General features: G+C 60.3%; 17 protein-coding genes and 1 pseudogene. 3 read left to right on the top strand and 15 right to left on the bottom strand.

Annotated features, from left to right (window positions below):
* Positions 1–149: 149 nt before the first annotated feature.
* From B9N88_RS30820 to B9N88_RS30770, 11 genes and pseudogenes are all read right to left on the bottom strand, one after another.
* Positions 150–3,215 (bottom strand): efflux RND transporter permease subunit, encoded by a 3,066-nt coding sequence (locus B9N88_RS30820; protein ID WP_027607844.1) that lies wholly within the window; start codon positions 3,213–3,215, stop codon positions 150–152.
* The gene (locus B9N88_RS30815) at positions 3,212–4,282 is read right to left on the bottom strand and encodes an efflux RND transporter periplasmic adaptor subunit (RefSeq protein ID WP_027607845.1); all 1,071 of its coding nucleotides are present in this window, start codon (positions 4,280–4,282) and stop codon (positions 3,212–3,214) included. The genes B9N88_RS30820 and B9N88_RS30815 overlap by 4 nt, the downstream gene beginning before the upstream one ends.
* Positions 4,279–5,361: an efflux RND transporter periplasmic adaptor subunit gene (locus B9N88_RS30810; protein ID WP_027607846.1), complete on the bottom strand. Its 1,083-nt coding sequence runs from the start codon at positions 5,359–5,361 to the stop codon at positions 4,279–4,281. The genes B9N88_RS30815 and B9N88_RS30810 overlap by 4 nt, the downstream gene beginning before the upstream one ends.
* 205 nt (positions 5,362–5,566) lie before the next feature.
* Positions 5,567–6,418, bottom strand: a complete 852-nt coding sequence (locus B9N88_RS30805) for a transporter substrate-binding domain-containing protein (protein ID WP_027607847.1) — start codon at positions 6,416–6,418, stop codon at positions 5,567–5,569.
* A complete protein-coding gene (locus B9N88_RS30800; protein WP_027607848.1) occupies positions 6,415–7,191 on the bottom strand; it encodes an amino acid ABC transporter ATP-binding protein in 777 nt (258 codons plus the stop codon). The genes B9N88_RS30805 and B9N88_RS30800 overlap by 4 nt, the downstream gene beginning before the upstream one ends.
* A complete protein-coding gene (locus B9N88_RS30795; RefSeq protein WP_027607849.1) occupies positions 7,188–7,847 on the bottom strand; it encodes an amino acid ABC transporter permease in 660 nt (219 codons plus the stop codon). Before B9N88_RS30795 ends, B9N88_RS30800 begins: the two co-directional genes overlap by 4 nt.
* On the bottom strand, positions 7,828–8,493 hold the full coding sequence (locus B9N88_RS30790; protein ID WP_027607850.1) for an amino acid ABC transporter permease: 666 nt from the start codon (positions 8,491–8,493) through the stop codon (positions 7,828–7,830). The genes B9N88_RS30795 and B9N88_RS30790 overlap by 20 nt, the downstream gene beginning before the upstream one ends.
* 449 nt (positions 8,494–8,942) lie before the next feature.
* Positions 8,943–9,725 carry a MetQ/NlpA family ABC transporter substrate-binding protein gene (locus B9N88_RS30785; RefSeq protein WP_027607851.1) on the bottom strand — a complete coding sequence of 261 codons (783 nt, stop codon included), beginning with the start codon at positions 9,723–9,725 and terminating at the stop codon, positions 8,943–8,945.
* 149 nt (positions 9,726–9,874) lie between these two features.
* Positions 9,875–10,795 (bottom strand): sigma 54-interacting transcriptional regulator, encoded by a 921-nt coding sequence (locus B9N88_RS30780; RefSeq protein ID WP_027607852.1) that lies wholly within the window; start codon positions 10,793–10,795, stop codon positions 9,875–9,877.
* A gap of 49 nt (positions 10,796–10,844) precedes the next feature.
* Positions 10,845–11,426, bottom strand: coding sequence for an alpha/beta hydrolase (locus B9N88_RS30775; RefSeq protein WP_016975008.1), 582 nt, complete (start codon positions 11,424–11,426; stop codon positions 10,845–10,847).
* Positions 11,427–11,666: 240 nt separating this feature from the next.
* Positions 11,667–11,913, bottom strand: a pseudogene (locus tag B9N88_RS30770) (hypothetical protein).
* 427 nt (positions 11,914–12,340) lie between these two features.
* On the opposite strand from B9N88_RS30770, the gene B9N88_RS30765 reads away from it, so the two are divergent.
* The 3 genes from B9N88_RS30765 (at position 12,341) to B9N88_RS30755 (ending at position 15,168) form a co-directional block, all read left to right on the top strand.
* Positions 12,341–13,192 carry a TauD/TfdA family dioxygenase gene (locus B9N88_RS30765; protein WP_256221367.1) on the top strand — a complete coding sequence of 284 codons (852 nt, stop codon included), beginning with the start codon at positions 12,341–12,343 and terminating at the stop codon, positions 13,190–13,192.
* A gap of 180 nt (positions 13,193–13,372) precedes the next feature.
* A complete protein-coding gene (locus B9N88_RS30760; RefSeq protein ID WP_027607853.1) occupies positions 13,373–14,221 on the top strand; it encodes an EamA family transporter in 849 nt (282 codons plus the stop codon).
* The gene (locus B9N88_RS30755; RefSeq protein WP_027607854.1) at positions 14,221–15,168 is read left to right on the top strand and encodes a LysR substrate-binding domain-containing protein; all 948 of its coding nucleotides are present in this window, start codon (positions 14,221–14,223) and stop codon (positions 15,166–15,168) included. The genes B9N88_RS30760 and B9N88_RS30755 overlap by 1 nt, the downstream gene beginning before the upstream one ends.
* 84 nt (positions 15,169–15,252) lie before the next feature.
* Here the strand turns inward: B9N88_RS30755 and B9N88_RS30750 are convergent, their stop codons facing one another.
* The 4 genes from B9N88_RS30750 to B9N88_RS30735 all read right to left on the bottom strand — a co-directional run bounded on the left by B9N88_RS30750 (position 15,253) and on the right by B9N88_RS30735 (position 18,335).
* Positions 15,253–15,654 carry an ExbD/TolR family protein gene (locus B9N88_RS30750; RefSeq protein WP_010565408.1) on the bottom strand — a complete coding sequence of 134 codons (402 nt, stop codon included), beginning with the start codon at positions 15,652–15,654 and terminating at the stop codon, positions 15,253–15,255.
* A gap of 1 nt (position 15,655) precedes the next feature.
* A complete protein-coding gene (locus B9N88_RS30745; RefSeq protein WP_027607855.1) occupies positions 15,656–16,375 on the bottom strand; it encodes a MotA/TolQ/ExbB proton channel family protein in 720 nt (239 codons plus the stop codon).
* A gap of 54 nt (positions 16,376–16,429) precedes the next feature.
* Positions 16,430–17,245 carry an energy transducer TonB gene (locus B9N88_RS30740; RefSeq protein ID WP_012721645.1) on the bottom strand — a complete coding sequence of 272 codons (816 nt, stop codon included), beginning with the start codon at positions 17,243–17,245 and terminating at the stop codon, positions 16,430–16,432.
* A gap of 223 nt (positions 17,246–17,468) precedes the next feature.
* Positions 17,469–18,335, bottom strand: coding sequence for a LysR family transcriptional regulator (locus B9N88_RS30735; protein WP_027607856.1), 867 nt, complete (start codon positions 18,333–18,335; stop codon positions 17,469–17,471).
* Positions 18,336–18,403 lie beyond the last annotated feature (68 nt).

Below are 18,403 nucleotides of genomic sequence, written 5' to 3'. Positions count from 1 at the left end.
TTGCGGAAGTTTCCCACGTCTCAAATGCCCAGTTGAGATCAATTGTGGGAGGGGCGGTGCGACGATTCGACTTGCTCCCGATGGCGGTGGGTCAGACAAATATTTTTTGCTGACCCACCGTCATCGGGAGCAAGCCCCCTCCCACATTTTTAACCGTGTTGTTCCTGTTGCTTCTGCTTTGGTTCACGGATCTTGTACCAGGCCACATAAAGCGCCGGCAGGAACAACAACGTCAGCAAGGTGGCGATAATGATCCCGCCGATCATCGCGTAGGCCATCGGCCCCCAGAACACTTCGCGGGCAATCGGGATCATGCCCAGGCTCGCCGCCGCCGCCGTGAGCAGGATCGGCCGGCGCCGATGCTCGGTGGCTTCCACCACCGCGTCCCACGGCGTGTAGCCGGCCACTTCATACTCGTGGATCTGCGTCACCAGGATCACCGAGTTGCGGATGATGATGCCGATCAGCGCCAGGATGCCGAGGATCGCCACAAAGCCCATGGGCGTGCCCGTGGGGATCAGCGCCAGCACCACGCCGATCAGCCCCAGCGGCGCGACACTGGCCACCAGGAACATCTTCTGCACGCTGTGCAGCTGGATCATCAGGAACGTCGCCATCAGGAACAGCATCAACGGCACCACGCTGGCAATCGGGCCTTGGGCCTTGCCGCTTTCTTCCACGGTGCCGCCGGTGGCGACCTTGTAGCCCACCGGCAGGCCGGCGCTGAATCTGTCGATCTCCGGCTTGAGCTGCTTGACCAGGTCGGTCGGCTGCATCTCATCGCGCACCGAGGCCTTGATGGTGATGGTCGGCTTGCGGTCGCGACGCCACACCAGCGGCTGCTCCAGCTCATAGCGCACCGTGGCGAAGGCCAGCAGCGGGATCGAGGTGCCGTTGGGCGTGACGATCTGCAGGTTCTGCAAGGTTTCCGGCGTACCGCGCTCGGCGTCCTCGGCACGGCCGACCACGCTGATCAGGTAGATATCGTCGTGCACCTGGGTCACCGAGGCGCCGCTGACCACGCTGTTCATCAGTTGTGCCACGTCTTCGGAGGACAGCCCAAGCTGGCGCGCCTTGTCCTGGGCAATGTCGATGCGCAGCACTTTGCCCGGCTCGTTCCAGTCGTAGATGATCTCGCCCAGGTGGGTGTTTTTATCCAGCAGGGTCGCCAGTTCGATGGCGTGTTTACGCACCTGGTCGGTGTCTTTGCCGGACACGCGATACTGGATCGGACGCCCTACAGGCGGGCCCATTTCCAGCGGCTGCACGAAACTGCCGATGCCCACGAAGTCGTCGCGCAGGCGCTTTTGCAGGCGCGCAATCAAGGCACCGCGCTCTTCCAGGCCTTTGCTGACGATCACCAGTTGCGCGTAGTAGGGGTTTTCCAGTTGCTGGTCGAGGGGCAGGTAGAAACGGATCGCGCCCTGGCCGATATAAGTGCTCCAGCGTGCAATGTCCGGGTCGTCCTTGATGATCGCTTCAAGGCGGTCGACGGCCTTGCGCGTCTCGTTGATCGAGGCGTTTTGCGGCAGGTTGAGGTCGACGAGGATTTCCGGGCGGTCCGACGACGGGAAGAACTGGTTCTGCACAAACTGCATGGAGAACACCGACGCCACGAACAGTCCCACGGTGATACCGATGGCCCACCAACGGTTGCGCATGGCCCACAGCATGCCGCCATTGAACGCGCGGCCGATGCGCCCCGGCTCGGCGCTGTGGGGTTTCACCTTGGCGCTGAGGATATGCACGCCGATCACCGGCGCAAACAGCACCGCCACCACCCACGACACCAGCATCGCCACGGCAATCACCGCGAACAGGGTAAAGGTGTACTCGCCTGCCGAACTGGCGTTGAGGCCAATCGGCACGAAGCCGGCGACGGTCACCAACGTACCGGTGAGCATCGGAAATGCCGTGGAGGTGTAGGCGTAGGTCGCCGCCTGCTCCTTGGTTTCGCCTTTTTCCAGGCGCGTGATCATCATCTCCACGGTGATCATCGCATCGTCCACCAACAGGCCGAGGGCGATGATCAACGCACCCAGCGACACACGCTGCATGGTGATGCCGCTGTATTCCATGAACACGAATACCAGCGCCAGCACCAGTGGAATCGAGCACGCCACCACCAGCCCGGCGCGCATGCCGAGGCTGATAAAGCTCACCACCAGCACGATGATCACCGCTTCGAACAGTGCGCTGGTAAAACCGCCGACGGCCTCCTCCACCACTTCGGCCTGGTCGGAGACCTTATGCACACCGACGCCCACCGGCAGGTCGGCGGTCAGTTCGTCCATGCGCGTGTGCAGCGCCTTGCCGAACGACTGGATATTGCCGCCCTTCTGCATGGCGATGGCCAGGCCAATCGCCGGCTTGCCGTTGAAACGGAACATCGGCCGCGCCGGGTCGACATAGCCACGGCTGATCTCGGCGATATCCGCCAGGCGATAGAAGCGGTCATTGAGACGCAGGTTGACGTTGGCCAGGTCTTTCTCCGAGGCGAACTGCCCCGAGGTACGCACCGAGATGCGCTCCGGCCCGGCCTCGATCACCCCGGCGGGGGTCACCGCGTTCTGCGATTGCAGGCTTTGCACCACCTGGCGCTGATCGATGCCCAGGGCCGCCAGTTTGCGCGTGGAGAAGTTCAGGTAAATCACTTCGTCCTGCTGGCCGATCATCTCGACCTTGCCCAGCCCCGGCACCGAACGGATCTCGGCGCGCACCTGCTCCACGTAGTCGCGCAACTGGCGCATCGACAGGCCGTCGCCGGTAAAGGCGTACACCGAGCCGAACACATCGCCGAATTCGTCGTTGAACGACGGTCCCTGCAAGCCCTGGGGGAAGGTGCCGCGAATGTCGTCGATCTTCTTGCGGACCTGGTACCAGATCTCCGGAATCGCCTTGGCGCCGGTGGTGTCCTTGAGGAACACGAACACCGTGGATTCACCCGGTCGCGTGTAGCTTTTCACATAGTCGAGGGAGTCGAGTTCCTCGAGCTTTTTCTCGATGCGGTCGGTGACCTGCTTGAGGGTTTCTTCCTGGGTCGCGCCCGGCCAGCGGGTCTGGATCACCATGGTCTTGATGGTGAACGAGGGGTCTTCCTCGCGGCCCAGGTTCATGTAGGAGAACACGCCCATCAGCAGCGCGACGAACATCAGGTACCAGACGAAGGACTGATGCTTGAGGGCCCAGTCGGATAAGTTGAAGCTGCCTTTCATCGCGGGCTGTCCTCGTCGATTTTGACTTTCTGCCCGGGCTTCAGGCTGTTCACGCCGGCGGTAACAATACGCTCGCCGGGTTTGACGCCGCCGTTGAGCAAGGCGCTGTCAGCGTCACGGCTAAGCACCGTGATATCGCGCGGTTGCACGGTCTGGCTTTGGGTATCGAGGATCCAGATGCGGGTCTTGCCGTCGACTTCCTGCAAGGCGCTCAGGGGCAATTCGATGCGTGGGGCGATGGCCGAACTCAAGGTCACGCTGATCGCCGTACCAAGACGGAACGCGGGCGGCGTTTCGGCCAGGGTCAGGCGCGCGCGACGGGTGCGCGTGGCGCTTTGGGCCTGGGGTTCGATCTCGCGCACGGTGGCGGTGGTGTGGACGCTGGGGTCGAGTTGCCCGGCGACGAGGAATACCACATCCGCCGGCAGGCGCTCGGCGAGGCCGGCGGGCAGGTCGATGACCGCCTCCTTGATGTCCGGGCGCGCCAGGGTCACCACTTGCTGACCGGCGCTGACCACCTGGCCGGCCTCGGCATTCCAGGCGGTGACGATGCCGGCGTGGTCGGTGCGCAGCTCGGCGTAGTTGAGCTGGTCCCTGGCCTGGTTGACCGACGCCTGGGCCTGGTCGAGGGAGGCCTGGGTGGTCTTCAGGTCGGTCTGGGCCACGTCCAGTTGGGCCTGGGCGCCGACGCCACGGTTGAACAGCTCCTGCTGGCGACGGGCATTGGCCTGGGCGTTGATGAACTGGGCCTGCACCCGTGCCAAATCGCCCTGGGCGGCGCGCAATTGGTTCTGTTGGTCGGTAGGGTCGAGCACCGCGAGCAAGGCGCCCTTGTCCACTTCGGCGCCCACATCCACGGCACGCCGGGCGATGCGACCGGGGACGCGAAAGCCCAGATTGCTTTCATAGCGCGCCTGGATGGTGCCGGCGAAACGGCCGAGGGTTTCCTGGTCCTCGGACTTCACCTCCATGGACAGCACCGGGCGCACGGGCTCGGGCGCCGGTTCTTCCTTGGAGCAGGCCATCAGCAACAGGCTGGCGGCGAGTACAACCGTCAGGCGCTTCATGGCTGGGCTCCTGGCTGGGCAATCTCGACCAGCATGCCGGGGTGCAGCAATTGCCCACCGGCCACCACGACTTTTTCGCCGCCCTTGAGGCCGTCGCCAATAATCACTTTGCCGGTGAGGTAACGCGCCACCGTGACCTTGTGCAGTTGCGCCTTGCCCTCGCCGTCCACCAGCCATACGGCGGGCTCGCTGAGGTCTTTGGTCAACGCCGACCAGGGCAGCTCGATACTCGCCTTGGCCGGGCCATTGGCGGTGGCACTGACCACCGAACCAAGCCGCATGCCTTCGGGTAACGATTGCAGGGCGATCTTCACTTGCACCGTGCCGGTATTGGCGGCCACAGCAGGTGTGACTTCACGCACTTTACCCACGGCCTTGATGCTCGGGTTATCCAGCAGGCTGACGGTGATCGGCGCATCCGGTGGCGGCTCAACCAGCAGTGACTCATAGACGTTGAACACCGCATCGCGCTCGCCATCGCTGGCCAGGCTGAAAATCGGCACGGTGGCCTGCACCACCTGACCGACTTCGGCCTGGCGCGCGGTGATCACCCCCGGCGCATCCGCGATCAGCGCGGTATAGCCGAGTTGTTCACGGGCGTTGGCCAACTGTGCCTGCGCGGCGGCCAGGGCACTTTGGCTGCTGCGCAGCGCGGCCTGGGCGGAATCGTATTCGCTGCGGCTGGTGTAGCCCTTGGGCAGGAGCTTTTCCTGGCGCACAAACGCGGCGGCGGTTTGCTTGACCCGCGCCTGCTCGGCCACGACCTGGGCCTGGGCGGAGTCGACGTTGGTCTGTAGATCCTTGGGGTCGAGCCTGGCCAGCACCTGCCTGGCTTTAACGCGATCGCCCACATCCACCATGCGCTGGATGATCTTGCCGCCGACCCGGAAGGACAAATCGGTTTGCACGCGGGCCTGGATATCTCCGGTCAGCGTGACGGCCGCGGCGAAATCGGCGGGTTGTACGGTTTGAACAAAAACCCGCGAATGGGCCTTGGGCTCAGCTTTTTCCTGGCCACACGCGCTCAGCAACACCACTAAACCCAGACCGACGATACAGATGGAAATACGACCGCCCATGCAGACTCCTTGTGCGCGATGCGATGTGCCAGTGTGTATGCGACTGTGAGCTTAGTTCAGGGTTCCTTATCTGCATGGGGAAGGCGTATTGAGGTGAGTTCATCGGCCTCATCGGGGGCAAGTCCTCTCGCACATGTGACGTGTGAATACATTCAAATGTGGGAGGGAGCTTGCTCCCGATAGCGGCATAACAGTCAGCGCAGAACTAGCCCTGCCACTTCCCGCCTTCAACGATCACACTCTCAGGCTTGGTGTCATCGCTCAGCTCCTTGCGCACATATTGGTCGTAGAGCTTGAGCAGGAATTTCTCCTCACCCAGCTTCGCCAACTCGGCATTCACCCAGTCGCGCAGTTCGATATTGCCCTTCTTCACCGCCGGGGCGATGGGCGCTTCGTCACCGAGCTTCTGTTCCAGCACGCGGTAGCCCGGGTTCTGCTTGGCCCAGCTGAACAGCACCAGGTTGTCTTGCGCATAAGCATCGCCACGCCCGGCCGACAGCGCTTGCAGCGACTCGGAGTTTTTCTCGAACTTCAGCAGTTTCCAGTCCGGGTGGTTCTTGGTCAGCCAGATATCGGCAGTGGTGCCGGTGGTGACGATGGTGGTGCGGGTGGCCAGGTCATCCAGGCTTTTGACCGCGCTGTCCTGGGGCACCAACGCCTGCACCGCGACTTTCAGGTTGGGGTTGGTGAAGTCCACTGCTTCCTTGCGCTCGGGCGTCACGGTCATGTTGGCGAGGATCAGGTCGACCTTGTCGCTTTGCAGGAACGGAATACGGCTGGCCGGCTCGACGGCGACGAATTCGACTTTGTTCTCATCGCCCAACAGGTCCTTGGCGAATTGGCGGCCGATGTCGGTATCGAAACCGACATAGCGGCCCGCTTCGTTGACGAAGCCAAACGGTGGCTTGTCGGTGAATACGCCGACGATCAGCTTGTCCCGCGCCTTGATCTTGTCGAGGTAGCTGACGGCGGCAGCAGGTTTAGCAGGCTCTTCGGCCTTTTTATCGCAGCCGGCCAGTAAGGCGACGGCCAACAGTGGCAGCAGTAACTTTTTCATAGCAGCTCCAGTTCCTTGGTTTTCTTGGGCAGTGTTGAGACAAAGGAGAACTTCTCCAGGAACTGCTGCGCGCGTGCGGTTTGCGGGTTCGTAAAGAATTCTTCGGGGGTGTTGTGTTCGAGGATGCGACCGGCCTCCATAAACACCACGCGGTCGGCGACGGCGCGGGCGAAGGCCATTTCGTGGGTGACGATCAGCAGGGTCATGCCATCGCGGGCCAGGCCCTGGATCACCTCCAGCACTTCCTTGACCATCTCCGGGTCGAGGGCGGCAGTGACTTCGTCAAACAGCATGACCTGAGGGTTCATGCACAGCGAGCGGACGATGGCGATGCGTTGCTGCTGGCCGCCGGAGAGCTGGCGCGGGAAGGCGTCGCGCTTTTCCGCCAGGCCTACGCGGGCCAGCAGCTTCTCGGCCTGCGCGCGGGCTTCGCGCGGCTCGCGCTTTTGCACTTTCAGCGGGCCGAGCAGGATGTTGTCGAGCACGCTCATATGCGGGAACAGGTGGTAACTCTGGAACACCATGCCCACGTCCTGGCGCACCTGGCGCCAGTCGGTGGTTTTATCCAACAACTCCTTGCCGGCAAACCGCAGGCTGCCGCTATGGGCCACTTCCAGGCCGTTGAGGCAGCGCAGCAAGGTGCTTTTGCCGCAGCCGCTGGGGCCGAGGATCACCACCACTTCGCCGCTTTGCACACTCAGGTCGATGCCCTTGAGCACCTGCTGGTCGCCGAAGAATTTGTTGAAACCCTGGAACTCGATCAATGCGCTCATGCTTGGGCCCAGCGCCGTTCCAGCACCTTGGAGGCGGCCGACAACGGGTAGCAGATAAAGAAGAAAAACAGGAACAGCGCGCCGTAGATCAACACCGACTCATAGGTGCGCTCGATGATTTGCTGGCCGACCTTGATCACGTCCACCACGCCGATCAGCACCGCCAGGGAACTGGTCTTGATGATGCGCGTGTAGACGTTGATGGTCGGCGGCGTCATGCGCTTGAGGGCCTGGGGCAGCAACACGTAGCCGTACAACTGCGGGTCGGACAAGCCAATCGACAGGCCGGCTTCGCGCTGGCCGCGGGGCAGCGAATGCAACGCGCCGCGTACCACTTCGCCCACTTCGCTGGCGCCCCACAGCGACAACACCAGCACCGCGCACCAGAAGCTGGGGATGCTCAGGCCAAAGAAGATCGGCAGGCCAAAGAACAGCAGATACAACCACACCAGCACCGGAATCGCCCGGAACAGCTCCAGGTAAACCCGCAGCACCGCGTTGACCAGCCTGTTGTTCAAGGTGCGCAGCACGCCATACAACACGCCGCCGACCGTACTGAAGGCGATGCTCAACAACGAAATCGACAGGGTCTGCGCAGCGCCCTTGCCCAATTGCGGCAACGACACCCACAACAACTCAAGACCCGAACTGGCCATTCTGGAGCCTCCTTTCCAGTCGGCTGAGCAGCAGCGACAGCGGCAAGAACAGCAGCACGCAAATCAGCGTCAGCACGGCGAGCATTTCGTAGGTCTTGTAGTAGAGGGCGATGTAGCTCTTGGTGGTGTAGAGAATCTCCGGCACCGCCACGGCAGAGACCACGGTGGTCTCCTTGAGCAGGAAAATGAAATTGGCGAACAACGCCGGCAGGCTGAGGATGCCGGCCTGGGGCAGGATCACATGGCGCAGCAGTTGCCAGTCCGACAGGCCGATGGACTTGCCCGACTCGATCTGCGCCAGCGGCACCGCTTCCACACCGGCGCGCAGCACTTCGGTGAGGTAGGCACCGCCGAGGAACGTCATGGTGATGATCGCCGCCCAGAACCCGGAGATATTCAAACCCAGGGCCGGCAAGGCGAAGTACACGAAGAACAGCTGGATCAGCAGCGGTGTATTGCGCGCCAGTTCCACATAGAGCGCCACCAGGCGCGACAGGTACGGCGTGCGAAACACCAGCAGTGCAGCGTTGATCAGCGCCACCAGCAACGAGGTGGCAATGGCGATCAGGCCCACTTGCAGCGTGACGCCCACGGCGTTCAAAAACGCCGGCAGGGTGCTGAGGATAAAAGCGAAATCGAAGGTCATTGTGAGTCCATGACGCCGCAGGGGTAATGCGGCGAGCGCCGTCCGATCCGGCGTGGGTAACGCCGGGTAGCGCGAACTTTAAAGGTATAAAAAGTAAAATTTAAATACCGAAATAGCATATTGATATCACCCAAAAAGATAACCGACGGATTCGCAGGTTTTCCAGGTGACGACTATGGTTGGGGAGTCTGTGTTTCGAGGGAATGAACAATGAACAAAGCGAAACCGATTGATCCGCAGGAGCTGGTGAAATGGTTGGTGGCGTTGCGCAGGGCGATCAATAGCCGCGCGCTCTGACACGCTGAAAATCCACTGTGAGATGAAGATCAAATGTGGGAGGGGGCAAGCCCCCTCCCACATTTTTATTGCATTCCAAATTCCAGGCATAAAAAACGCCGACGCTGTAGTAGCCGTCGGCGTTGAAACCTTGAAGGGGGTTTTGGCTTACATCAGAACGCGGGCACGACTGCGCCGTTGTACTTCTTCTCGATGAAGGCTTTGACTTCCGGGCTGGTCAGGGCCTTGGACAGCTTCTGGATAGCGTCGCTGTCCTTGTTGTCCGGGCGCGCCACCAGGAAGTTCACGTACGGCGACTTGGCATCTTCGATGATCAGCGCGTCCTTGGCTGGGTTCAAGCCAGCTTCCAGGGCGTAGTTGGTGTTGATCAAGTCCAGGTCAACCTGGTCCAGCACCCGTGGCAGCAGGGCCGATTCCAGCTCTTTGAACTTCAGGTTCTTCGGGTTGCTGGCGATGTCTTTCGGCGTGGCCAGGGCGTTGGTCGGGTCTTTCAGGGTGATCACACCGGCTTTCTGCAGCAGCAACAGGGCGCGGCCGCTGTTGGAGCCTTCGTTCGGGATAGCCACGGTGGCGCCATCCTTGAGCTCGGAAATATTCTTGATCTTTTTCGAGTAACCGCCGAAGGGTTCAACGTGCACGCCAACCACGGTGACCAGGTTGGTGCCCTTGCCCTTGTTGAAGTTTTCCAGGTACGGCAGGGTCTGGAAGTAGTTGGCGTCCAGGCGCTTCTCGGCAACCTGTACGTTTGGCTGTACGTAGTCGGTGAAGACTTTGATTTCCAGGTCCACGCCTTCTTTGGCGAGGGTCGGCTTGACCAGCTCAAGGATCTCGGCGTGCGGGATCGGGGTGGCGGCCACCACCAGTTTCTCGTTGGCCTGGGCGAAGCTTGCAGTCAGGGCAGCCGCCAATGCGGTAAACAACAGAACCTTTTTCATGCAGTGTCCTTATCGGAAATCCGGGGCGTCTCTGACGACCGTTTTTTAGGTGGTGTGCCAGCGAAGTGCTATCGCGGCGTGGAATGGACAATACCTAGATTTTTTATTCCCGAACAATATCTTTTATTCACGTTGATATTCCATTTTGCTCATGTAGCGGCTTGTTCGCTTAGAAAGCTGCGCAAGGTTTCCCGCTCAGCCGGGCTGGCATTGGCGAAGATGCGCTGCACTTGCTCCAAGGGCGACCCCGCCACCGGCAGGTTCAGGTGTTCGGGCAGAATTTCGTCGCCGCTGCTCACCAGCAAGGCGAAGTGGATGACGTTCTCCAGCTCGCGGGTATTACCCGGCCAGCTGTGGTGTTCGAGGACGCGCTGGGCCGCATCGCTGATCAGCGGCACCGGCAGGTCCAGGCGCTGGCTGTAGATGCCGAGGAAGTACTCGGCCAACGACAGGATATCGCCCACCCGCTCACGCAATGCCGGCAAGTCCAGCTGGCCTTCGCTCAGGTAATGGAACAGCCTCTCATGAAACTTGCCGGCGGCCACGGCCTGGGCCAGGTCGATGCTGGTGGCGGCCACCAGGCGCACGTCCACCGGACTCGGCTGGTGGGCGCCCACGCGGGTGACTTCATGGTTTTCCAGGGCCGCCAGCAGTTTCACCTGGATCGGCAGCGGCAAGTCGCCGATCTCATCCAGATACAACGTGCCGCCATTGGCCGAGCCAAACCACCCGGCCCGGCTGCTGGCCGCGCCGCTGTGGGCGCCGGCGGCATAGCCAAACAACTCGGCGTCGGCGTAGGTTGGGCTGATGGCGCCGCAATTGACCGAGACAAACAAACCGGAGCGGTCGCTGCCCCGGTGAATATGCCGCGCCAGCAATTCTTTACCACTGCCGGTCTCGCCTCGAATCAATACGGGCAAGGCGCGCGGGGCCAGGTTTTCCAGGTCTTCGCGCAGCTTGCGCGAGCGCGGGTCGACAAACACCAGCGCCTTGGCGCGGATGCTCAGCGGGCTTTTTTCGGCGTCGGGGAAGGTCAGCAGCGGCTGACCGAAGGTTTCATGCAGACTCATGGCAGGCTCCCGCCCCAAATCCACTCAGGGACGGGGCGTTGAAAAAATATCAGGCGGTGCGCCGGGCGTGATGCTCGAGGCGGCTTTGCAGGCGATACAGGTAGGCGAACCCCTGCTCCCAGCGCTGGTGACCGGACTTCACATTGATATGCCCGGCCCCCGACAGGATGCCGGCTTCGGCGCCCCAATTACGCGCCAGCTCCAGGGCCCGGGGGGCGCTGACGGCGCTGTCGTTATCGGAACTGACCACCTGGCTGGGAAACGGCAGCAGGTCGGTCGGGATCGGCGCAAAGTTGCGCAGGGCCGGCGAGCAGGCTGGCCGTTCAACGTCCGCCGGAGCCACCAGCAAGGCACCGCGCACCTGCCGCAGGAACTGCACCGGGGCAGTGGCCGCCCAATGGGCCACGGTGATGCAGCCCAGGCTATGGGCGATCAGGATCACCGGCGTGCTGTCGGCGGCGATCGCCTCGGCCAGCGCGGCGACCCAATCTTCACGGCGCGGTGTGAGCCAATCGGCCTGCTCCACGCGTGCGCTGTTGGGCAGGCTGTTCTGCCAGTGACTTTGCCAATGATCTTCTGGCGATCCTTGCCAGCCCGGCACGATCAGATAACGAATCGACTCGCTGTGCATGGGTGTGCCCTCCTGCAGCGTTTAACGTTGTAGGACAGTATAGGGACGAGGGTTATATTCGTTAAGGAATAAGAAGCTATTTATTAATAACCAAAAACTCAAACCCGCATGAGATCAAAATGTGGGAGGGGCTTGCCCCCGATGGCGATGGGTCAGCCACCTATTTTTAGCTGACGGACCGCTATCGGGGGCAAGCCCCCTCCCACATTGACTCGATTTCACATTCAATTTGCAGTGGTTTTAGATGACGTGATTGGTACGAGGCATGCAGTCGATGGTGCGATCCACCACGGTCTTGGCCGTTTCCAGCAAATGCCACACCGCATGGACTTTCGCGCGGTCGTGCGGCTGCAGGTGCTCACAACAGTCCCACGGTGGCCGATGCGCTGTGGATCAGGTGAGCGATATAAAGTTGGGCGTCTTCGAAACTGAGGTTTTCGTTGGCGACAAGGCAGTCAACGGGTGGGTCGGGAAGTGCTTTGGTCATGGTGTAACTCCTATTGAACACGGGAGCGACCACTAACGCGGCTAAACGATAGGTGGCAGCTGTACGCGGGTTAGCAGACTGGCCAATAGGAACACCAGCGCACCCGAGGGTGCCCCACGCACAGCCACCATAAACGCGGATGTGAACCGTGTGCCTATTGAACTCAGGCTGCTAAACCCGATCGCTGAAAACCAGCGACGGGCCGAAGACTAGCCATCCATTCAACAGTCACAAGGCGGCGGGGATTGTCTCGGAAACGTCCTGCAATTTAAAGGGACACGGCTTGCCGGCCCTTTACAAATCATGACGAAATGCCAGCATCGATCACCTGATGAACTTTCTTGTAGGACATATCTTCCATGACGGTTTTTTATGGCTCCGCTGACGACTTTTCGCTTTTCCGGAGAGTGGTGAGGTTAGTTAAATATTGACTCCAACCAACCCCGTAAAGCTCGCAATGAATATAAATATAAGTACTTTCCACCACGAAATTTCTAAAGTCAGGCTTTCTAAAACCGCATTCAACGAACTACTGAGCGCAAAAGCCAGCTCCGAACCGGATGATCAAACTAATCGATTCGATGCAAAGCCTGCTTACATCGCCCCCCATCACTCGCAGACCCTCAGCGCAGAACTGCGCAATATACGAAAAATCGTTGATCACGAAAAACACGTCCTTATCCTAGATGGATTTAAAGTCGATGATCTTGCAGGCTTCAAATCTTTGATATGGACGTTCGGCTCTTTGCTGGGAGCACCAATGGTGCAGAACCATCTTGGCCATAGGGTTATTGAGGTGTATGACCGGGGAGGTAAAAGCATTGAAGAAGGTGCGAGATATCATCAGACCCGTCAGGGCGCATATGTCCATAACGATGGCGTAAGCGATCCGCTCCCTATCGATTATTTGATTCTGGCTTGTGGCCAGAAAGCCTTACTCGGCGGCGAAAGTATTCTGATAGACGCAAGTGCGGTATACGCTGAATTAATGGCATTCCCTGAGGTACTGGAAGAACTTAAGTGCGATTTCTATTTTGAAAATCGAGGTATGGCGGAGGAAGAACAATTATTCAAAGCGCCAATCTTGAGCTTTTCAAATGAGGGCATCCCTTTAATTAGGTACTTCCGCGTCTATATCGAATCGGCCCACATCAAAGCGGGAGCGCCATTAACCCTGGCGCAAATACATGCATTGGATTTTCTAGATACAGTCCTTGATCAATCTTCAGTTCAACATCGAGTGCTGCTTGAACCCAGGGCAGGTTCTTATTTCAGCTGACAACAAGTTTCTCCATACCCGAACGCATTTCATCGATAAGAGCGCTCCGCGCTTAGAGATTGATGACGCAGTCTCTTTGAAAGATCTCAATCGATACATGTTACGAATGTGGTTGCGCAAACGATGATCCCTCGCTGGCCATAAGGCACAACTTCATATTCCCATCACAAGCCGAGCCCCATGGACAACTCCAACATCGCGATCACCCTTGTTTTGATCTCCGCCTTCATGCACGCCACCTGGAACGCGGTCGTCCGGGCGGGGAGCAGTCGCTTCATGACCTTGGCCATGGTCGATGGTACGGCGTTGCTGATCTGCCTGGCGGCGCTGCCGCAGGTGAATACGCCAAGCCTGCAGGTGTGGGGCTACGTGCTGGTTTCCGTGGTGCTCAACACGGCCTATCGATTGTTTCTGATCAAAGCGTATGAAACCGGCGACTTTGGGCAGGTCTACCCGGTCATGCGCGGGGTGCCACCGGTTTTAGTCGCGCTGTTTTCCTATTTCCTGCTGCACGAGCAGCTATCGTTTCATGCCATGGCGGGGGTGTTGCTGATTTGCGTAGGCATTATCAGCCTGACATTCGTGCGCAGGATGTCCGCGCGTATGTTCAAACCAATTCTGATGGCGGTGTGCGCAGGTGCTTTCATCGCGTCCTACACAGTGGTGGATGCCAAAGGTGTCAGAGCCAGTGAGACGGTGCTGCAATACATCATCTATCTGACGGTATTCCAGAGCATTCCGATTCCGGCGCTGGCGTTTTTCAAGAAACGTCTGGAATTCGCAGAGGCCATTCGCAACCATTGGAAAGTCGGCGTAATGGGCGGCGTTTTTTACCTCACTTCCTACGGCCTGGTGCTGTTCGCGCTGTCGCTGGATGCGGTGGCCAAGGTCTCAGCGTTGCGGGAAACCAGTGTTATTATCGGCGCCATTATTGCCGCGCTGTTTTTTCACGAGCGGTTCGGCTGGCGGCGGATGCTTTCGGCGTTCGTCATTGTTTGCGGGATCATCCTGATCAAAGTGAGCACCTGATGGGCCAACGTCCGCCACCTACACCCATGCTGCAAGCCTTTGTCAGTGCTGCACGAACAGGCAGTTTCGCCCGCGCAGCATCAGAGTTGAGCCTCACCGCCAGTGCCATCAGTCATCAGATCGCAGGTCTGGAAGAGTGGTGGGGCGTTCAGTTGTTCGAGCGCCATTCGCGGGGCGTCAACCTCACAACCGCCGGGCAGGCTTTGTTGCCGGTGACCGATGATTTTTTCAAAACCCTTGAGACGGTGTTGCACTCGCTGAATCCGCGCAAATCTCAGCCCCTTTATCTTTCGTGCACTTCGTCCCTGTGTTCGACCTGGCTAATCCCCAGAATGCATGGTTCCCACACCGACGCTTCATTCAATCTCGACCTGGTATTGACCAGTGCGGATATGAATAGCGCCAATCTCGGTGCCCATCAATTCGATGTTGCGATTGTGATGGGGTACGGCGACTACCCGGATCATCATGCCGAGCTTCTGATGCGCGATGCCGTGTTCCCGGTTTGCTCACCGGAGTTTCAACGCATGAATGGCGATATTTCGCTGACGGATATCGCGCGGTATCCACTCATTCACCGTGTGGACGATCAAGTGTGTCCAGGGTGGGAAAGCTGGTTTGCGTTCCAGGGCCTGGTAGCTGCGCCTTATCACCATGGGCCGCGCTTTCCGGACTCAAGCCTGGCAATCAGTCTGGCAGTGAAGGGTGGCGGGATTGCGCTGGCCAGGACAGCGTTGGTGTATGACCAGTTGGAAGAAGGTGCATTAGTCACACTAGGCGGCCCGCTGATGATGTCGCCGGCGGCGTACTACGTTATTTGTAGGAATGGGCGGCAGTCGGAACCTGATATCGCTCGGTTGATTGACTGGCTCAAAGAGAGCGCTAGAAAGTTTCAGCAAGAAGTTGAAATCCGGTATCCGCAAATCGCTGGGGTTGGCGCACTTTGATCGTGTGATGTTACTGAAACGGAGGCAAAAAAAAGGCCGCACCCTGCCAAGGAAACGGCCAAAAAATTGTCGAGGCTTTTGCAACTAACGTGCGGTAATCACCGACAGTTTGGTAATCCCCGCGCGCTCGATAGACGCCATGGCTCGCGCCACTTCGCCGTAGTTCACACCATCGTCAGCCTGCAGTTGCACCCGCACATCGGGGTCCTTGGCCTTGGCCGCCTGCAGGTTGAATTCCAGCAGGTCCGGCTGGATTTCGTCCTTGTTGATAAACAGTTTGCCGGCGCCGTCGATGCTCACCACCAGCGGGTCCTTCTGCTCCACCGGGGCTACGGCCTCGGTCTTGGGCAGGTTGATCGGGATCGCATTGGTCAACAGCGGCGCGGTGACGATAAACACCACCAGCAGCACCAGCATCACGTCTACCAGCGGCGTGACGTTGATCTCGCTCAGTACCTCATCACTGTCTTGCGTGGAGAAGGCCATTTCAGGACGCCTCCTTCACTTTTTGCGGGTTGCCCGGCGCATGTTTAGTCAGGGCCGGGTGCAGCAGCACACGGAAGGAGTTTTTCTGCGCCAGGCTGTAGAAGTCGTGGGCAAAGTCATCCAGGTCCGCCGCAGTGAGCTTCAGGCGACGCAGGAAGTAGTTGTAGACCAGCACCGCCGGCACCGCGACGGCGATCCCCACGCCCGTGGCAACCAGGGCGGCACCGATGGGGCCGGCCACGGTTTCAAGGCTGGCGGAGCCGGCGGCACTGATGCCCTTGAGCGCTTCCATGATCCCCCACACGGTGCCGAACAGGCCGATAAACGGCGAGGTGCTGCCGATACTGGCGACCACGGCCAGGCCGGTTTCCAGGGAGCGGCGCTCACGTACGATCTGTTGGCGCAGGGCACGCTCGAGGCGGTCCTGGTGGTTGATCGCCTGGCTCAGGTCGGCCGCATGCGGCGCTTCCCCGACCTGGATCGCGGCGTAACCGGCCTGGGCCACACGAGCAGCGGCGCCGGGCTGGGTTTCGGCCAACTCGGCGGCCGAGTCGAGGCTCGACGCCGCCCAGAACTGTTTGTGGAACTTGCGATCCTGCGCTTTAAGGCGACCGAACTGCACGCCCTTGAGCAGGGCCAGGCCCCAGGTGGCGACCGAAAAGACCACCAGCAGCCAGATCACCGCGCTTTCGATGGATTCAAGTGGAGATGCTAATGCCATGATGTTTTCCCTCTGTACAAGTCGCGGCGTGTGCTGCACACCGCAGCGCAATAGTTAGTGAATCTTGAAGTCGATCGGTACGCTGACCCAGCCGTCCTGGGCCACATCGCCCTGCTTGGCCGGCACGAAGCTCCACCGCTTCACGGCGGTCAGTGCGGCGTCGTCGAGTTGCTGGCGACCGCTGCTTTTCTGGACCTGGATCTCGCCCGGCTTGCCGCTGGCCAATACATGCACCCGCAACAACACCGTGCCTTCCCAACCGCGACGCTGCGCCAGTGACGGGTACTCCGGCGCCGGGTTCTTGAGGTACGCGGCGTTGGCCGAAGCCGGTGTCACCGGGGCTGGCGCGGGCGGAGCGGGCGCGGGGGCCGGTGGCGCCGGTTGCGGTGGCGTGGGCGCCTGCTCAACCGGTTTCGGTGCGGGCTTGGGCTCAGGCTTTGGCACCGGCTTGGGCTTGGGTTTTGGAATCGGCTTGGGCGGCGCCGGCTTGGCGGCCAACTCATCCACCACCGGCGGCGGTGGCTCGACAACAGGCGGTGGCGGTGGTGGCGGCACAGGCGGTGGCGGTTCCACCACGGGCGGTGCCGGCTGGGAAAATTCGATGGTCATCGGCGGAATCTCCGGCGGCACAATCGGCAGCACCGGGGTGGGTTTCTGGCTGACCCAATAAATCACTGCACCGTGCAGGGCCAGTACCAACAAACCGAGCAGGATCCCCTCGCGGCGGCTGGAGAAGCGCTTCGGGGTTTGCTGCGTTCGCAATTGCCCCAACGGCGCGCGGTGCGGCCGGCCAAGGTCGACCAACTCACCACTCGGTGCCTGGCGCCATTGCGCCTCGGGTGCACTGGCGGCGGTCTGGACATTGCCCATTGATTGACTCCCTACGGTTTCGAAACAAAAAACCGACGGGCCTGCGTGGAAGGCCGTCGAGGGCTGAATCATCGGGGCCAGACGCTTATCTCTTAAAGTAATCTTTGAAGTTATAGATAGATCAAATTTGAATAAACGAATGCTCTGCAAACACCAAAGCCCCGGCCCACGTGGCCTGGCGCCGAGGTGGTTTTTTTTGATGCTTTTCAGGCATACAAAATATTCACTTAAGGCATGGCTCAACGGGGCTGTTTGCACACAAATCGAACAGCTCAGCCTGCAAGCACTGCCCCGCGGCACTCAGGCCATGACGGGCATACAACGCCAGGCGCACGCCTTGCACCACGGGCAAACCGCTGTCCGGCCCCAGTTCCACATGCCCTGGCTGCACGACCCGTCGCGGCAACAGACTCACACCCAACCCCGCCGCCACCGCCGAACACACGCTGGCCAGGCTGGCGCTGGAATAACCGATGCGCCAGCGCCAGCCGCCCACTTCCAGGTGGTGCAGCATTTCATTGCGGTACAGGCCGCCCACCGGGAATGCCACCAACGGCAGAGGGTCGCGCCCCAGGCACGGCGTGCTGCGGCTGTCGACCCAACACAGCGGCTCGGGCCACGACGCCAGGCAGTCATCGCTGCTACCCATCTGCTTGACCAGCAACACGTCGAATTCACCACTGCGGTATTGGCGCTGCAACTCGGGGCCCAGGCCGCTGGTGACCTCCAGGCGCACCCGTGGATAGGCCAGCACAAATGCCGACAGCAACGGCATCAGGCGCTCGGCGGCAAAGTCTTCCGGCACACCCAGGCGCAGTACGCCGTCGCTCTGTTGGTTGATCAACACATCGGTGGCTTCTTCATGCAACGCGAGGATGCGCCGCGCATAGGCCAGCAAGCGTTCGCCCTCGGCGGTGGCGACCACGCGGCGCTGGTCGCGGTCCAGCAGCTGGCACGCCACCGCGTCTTCCAGGCGGCGGATCTGCTGGCTCACGGTGGATTGGGTCAAGTGCAGGCGCTCGGCGGCACGGGTGAAGTTGCCGCAGTCCACCACGGCGACAAAGCTGCGCAACAACACGGGATCGAACATCAGCGTCACCATTCTCTTTGCCACTGGTTGGCATGGTTATATTTAATTTCAGAATACCTTGGGTGCTG

The organism is Pseudomonas sp. LAMO17WK12:I1 (assembly GCF_900177315.1).
Classification (GTDB): Bacteria; Pseudomonadota; Gammaproteobacteria; order Pseudomonadales; family Pseudomonadaceae; genus Aquipseudomonas; species Aquipseudomonas marginalis.
Note: the sequence above shows the minus strand (reverse complement) of the source record. Positions and strands in the feature narration are given on the sequence as shown.

What these genes read in the sequence shown, in the direction of transcription:
- B9N88_RS30820 (WP_027607844.1), bottom strand. Translation starts at nt 3,215, where the DNA reads ATGAAAGGCAGCTTCAACTTATCCGACTGGGCCCTCAAGCATCAGTCC.
- B9N88_RS30815 (WP_027607845.1), bottom strand. Translation starts at nt 4,282, where the DNA reads ATGAAGCGCCTGACGGTTGTACTCGCCGCCAGCCTGTTGCTGATGGCC.
- B9N88_RS30810 (WP_027607846.1), bottom strand. Translation starts at nt 5,361, where the DNA reads ATGGGCGGTCGTATTTCCATCTGTATCGTCGGTCTGGGTTTAGTGGTG.
- B9N88_RS30805 (WP_027607847.1), bottom strand. Translation starts at nt 6,418, where the DNA reads ATGAAAAAGTTACTGCTGCCACTGTTGGCCGTCGCCTTACTGGCCGGC.
- B9N88_RS30800 (WP_027607848.1), bottom strand. Translation starts at nt 7,191, where the DNA reads ATGAGCGCATTGATCGAGTTCCAGGGTTTCAACAAATTCTTCGGCGAC.
- B9N88_RS30795 (WP_027607849.1), bottom strand. Translation starts at nt 7,847, where the DNA reads ATGGCCAGTTCGGGTCTTGAGTTGTTGTGGGTGTCGTTGCCGCAATTG.
- B9N88_RS30790 (WP_027607850.1), bottom strand. Translation starts at nt 8,493, where the DNA reads ATGACCTTCGATTTCGCTTTTATCCTCAGCACCCTGCCGGCGTTTTTG.
- B9N88_RS30785 (WP_027607851.1), bottom strand. Translation starts at nt 9,725, where the DNA reads ATGAAAAAGGTTCTGTTGTTTACCGCATTGGCGGCTGCCCTGACTGCA.
- B9N88_RS30780 (WP_027607852.1), bottom strand. Translation starts at nt 10,795, where the DNA reads ATGAGTCTGCATGAAACCTTCGGTCAGCCGCTGCTGACCTTCCCCGAC.
- B9N88_RS30775 (WP_016975008.1), bottom strand. Translation starts at nt 11,426, where the DNA reads ATGCACAGCGAGTCGATTCGTTATCTGATCGTGCCGGGCTGGCAAGGA.
- B9N88_RS30760 (WP_027607853.1), top strand. Translation starts at nt 13,373, where the DNA reads ATGGACAACTCCAACATCGCGATCACCCTTGTTTTGATCTCCGCCTTC.
- B9N88_RS30755 (WP_027607854.1), top strand. Translation starts at nt 14,221, where the DNA reads ATGGGCCAACGTCCGCCACCTACACCCATGCTGCAAGCCTTTGTCAGT.
- B9N88_RS30750 (WP_010565408.1), bottom strand. Translation starts at nt 15,654, where the DNA reads ATGGCCTTCTCCACGCAAGACAGTGATGAGGTACTGAGCGAGATCAAC.
- B9N88_RS30745 (WP_027607855.1), bottom strand. Translation starts at nt 16,375, where the DNA reads ATGGCATTAGCATCTCCACTTGAATCCATCGAAAGCGCGGTGATCTGG.
- B9N88_RS30740 (WP_012721645.1), bottom strand. Translation starts at nt 17,245, where the DNA reads ATGGGCAATGTCCAGACCGCCGCCAGTGCACCCGAGGCGCAATGGCGC.
- B9N88_RS30735 (WP_027607856.1), bottom strand. Translation starts at nt 18,335, where the DNA reads ATGTTCGATCCCGTGTTGTTGCGCAGCTTTGTCGCCGTGGTGGACTGC.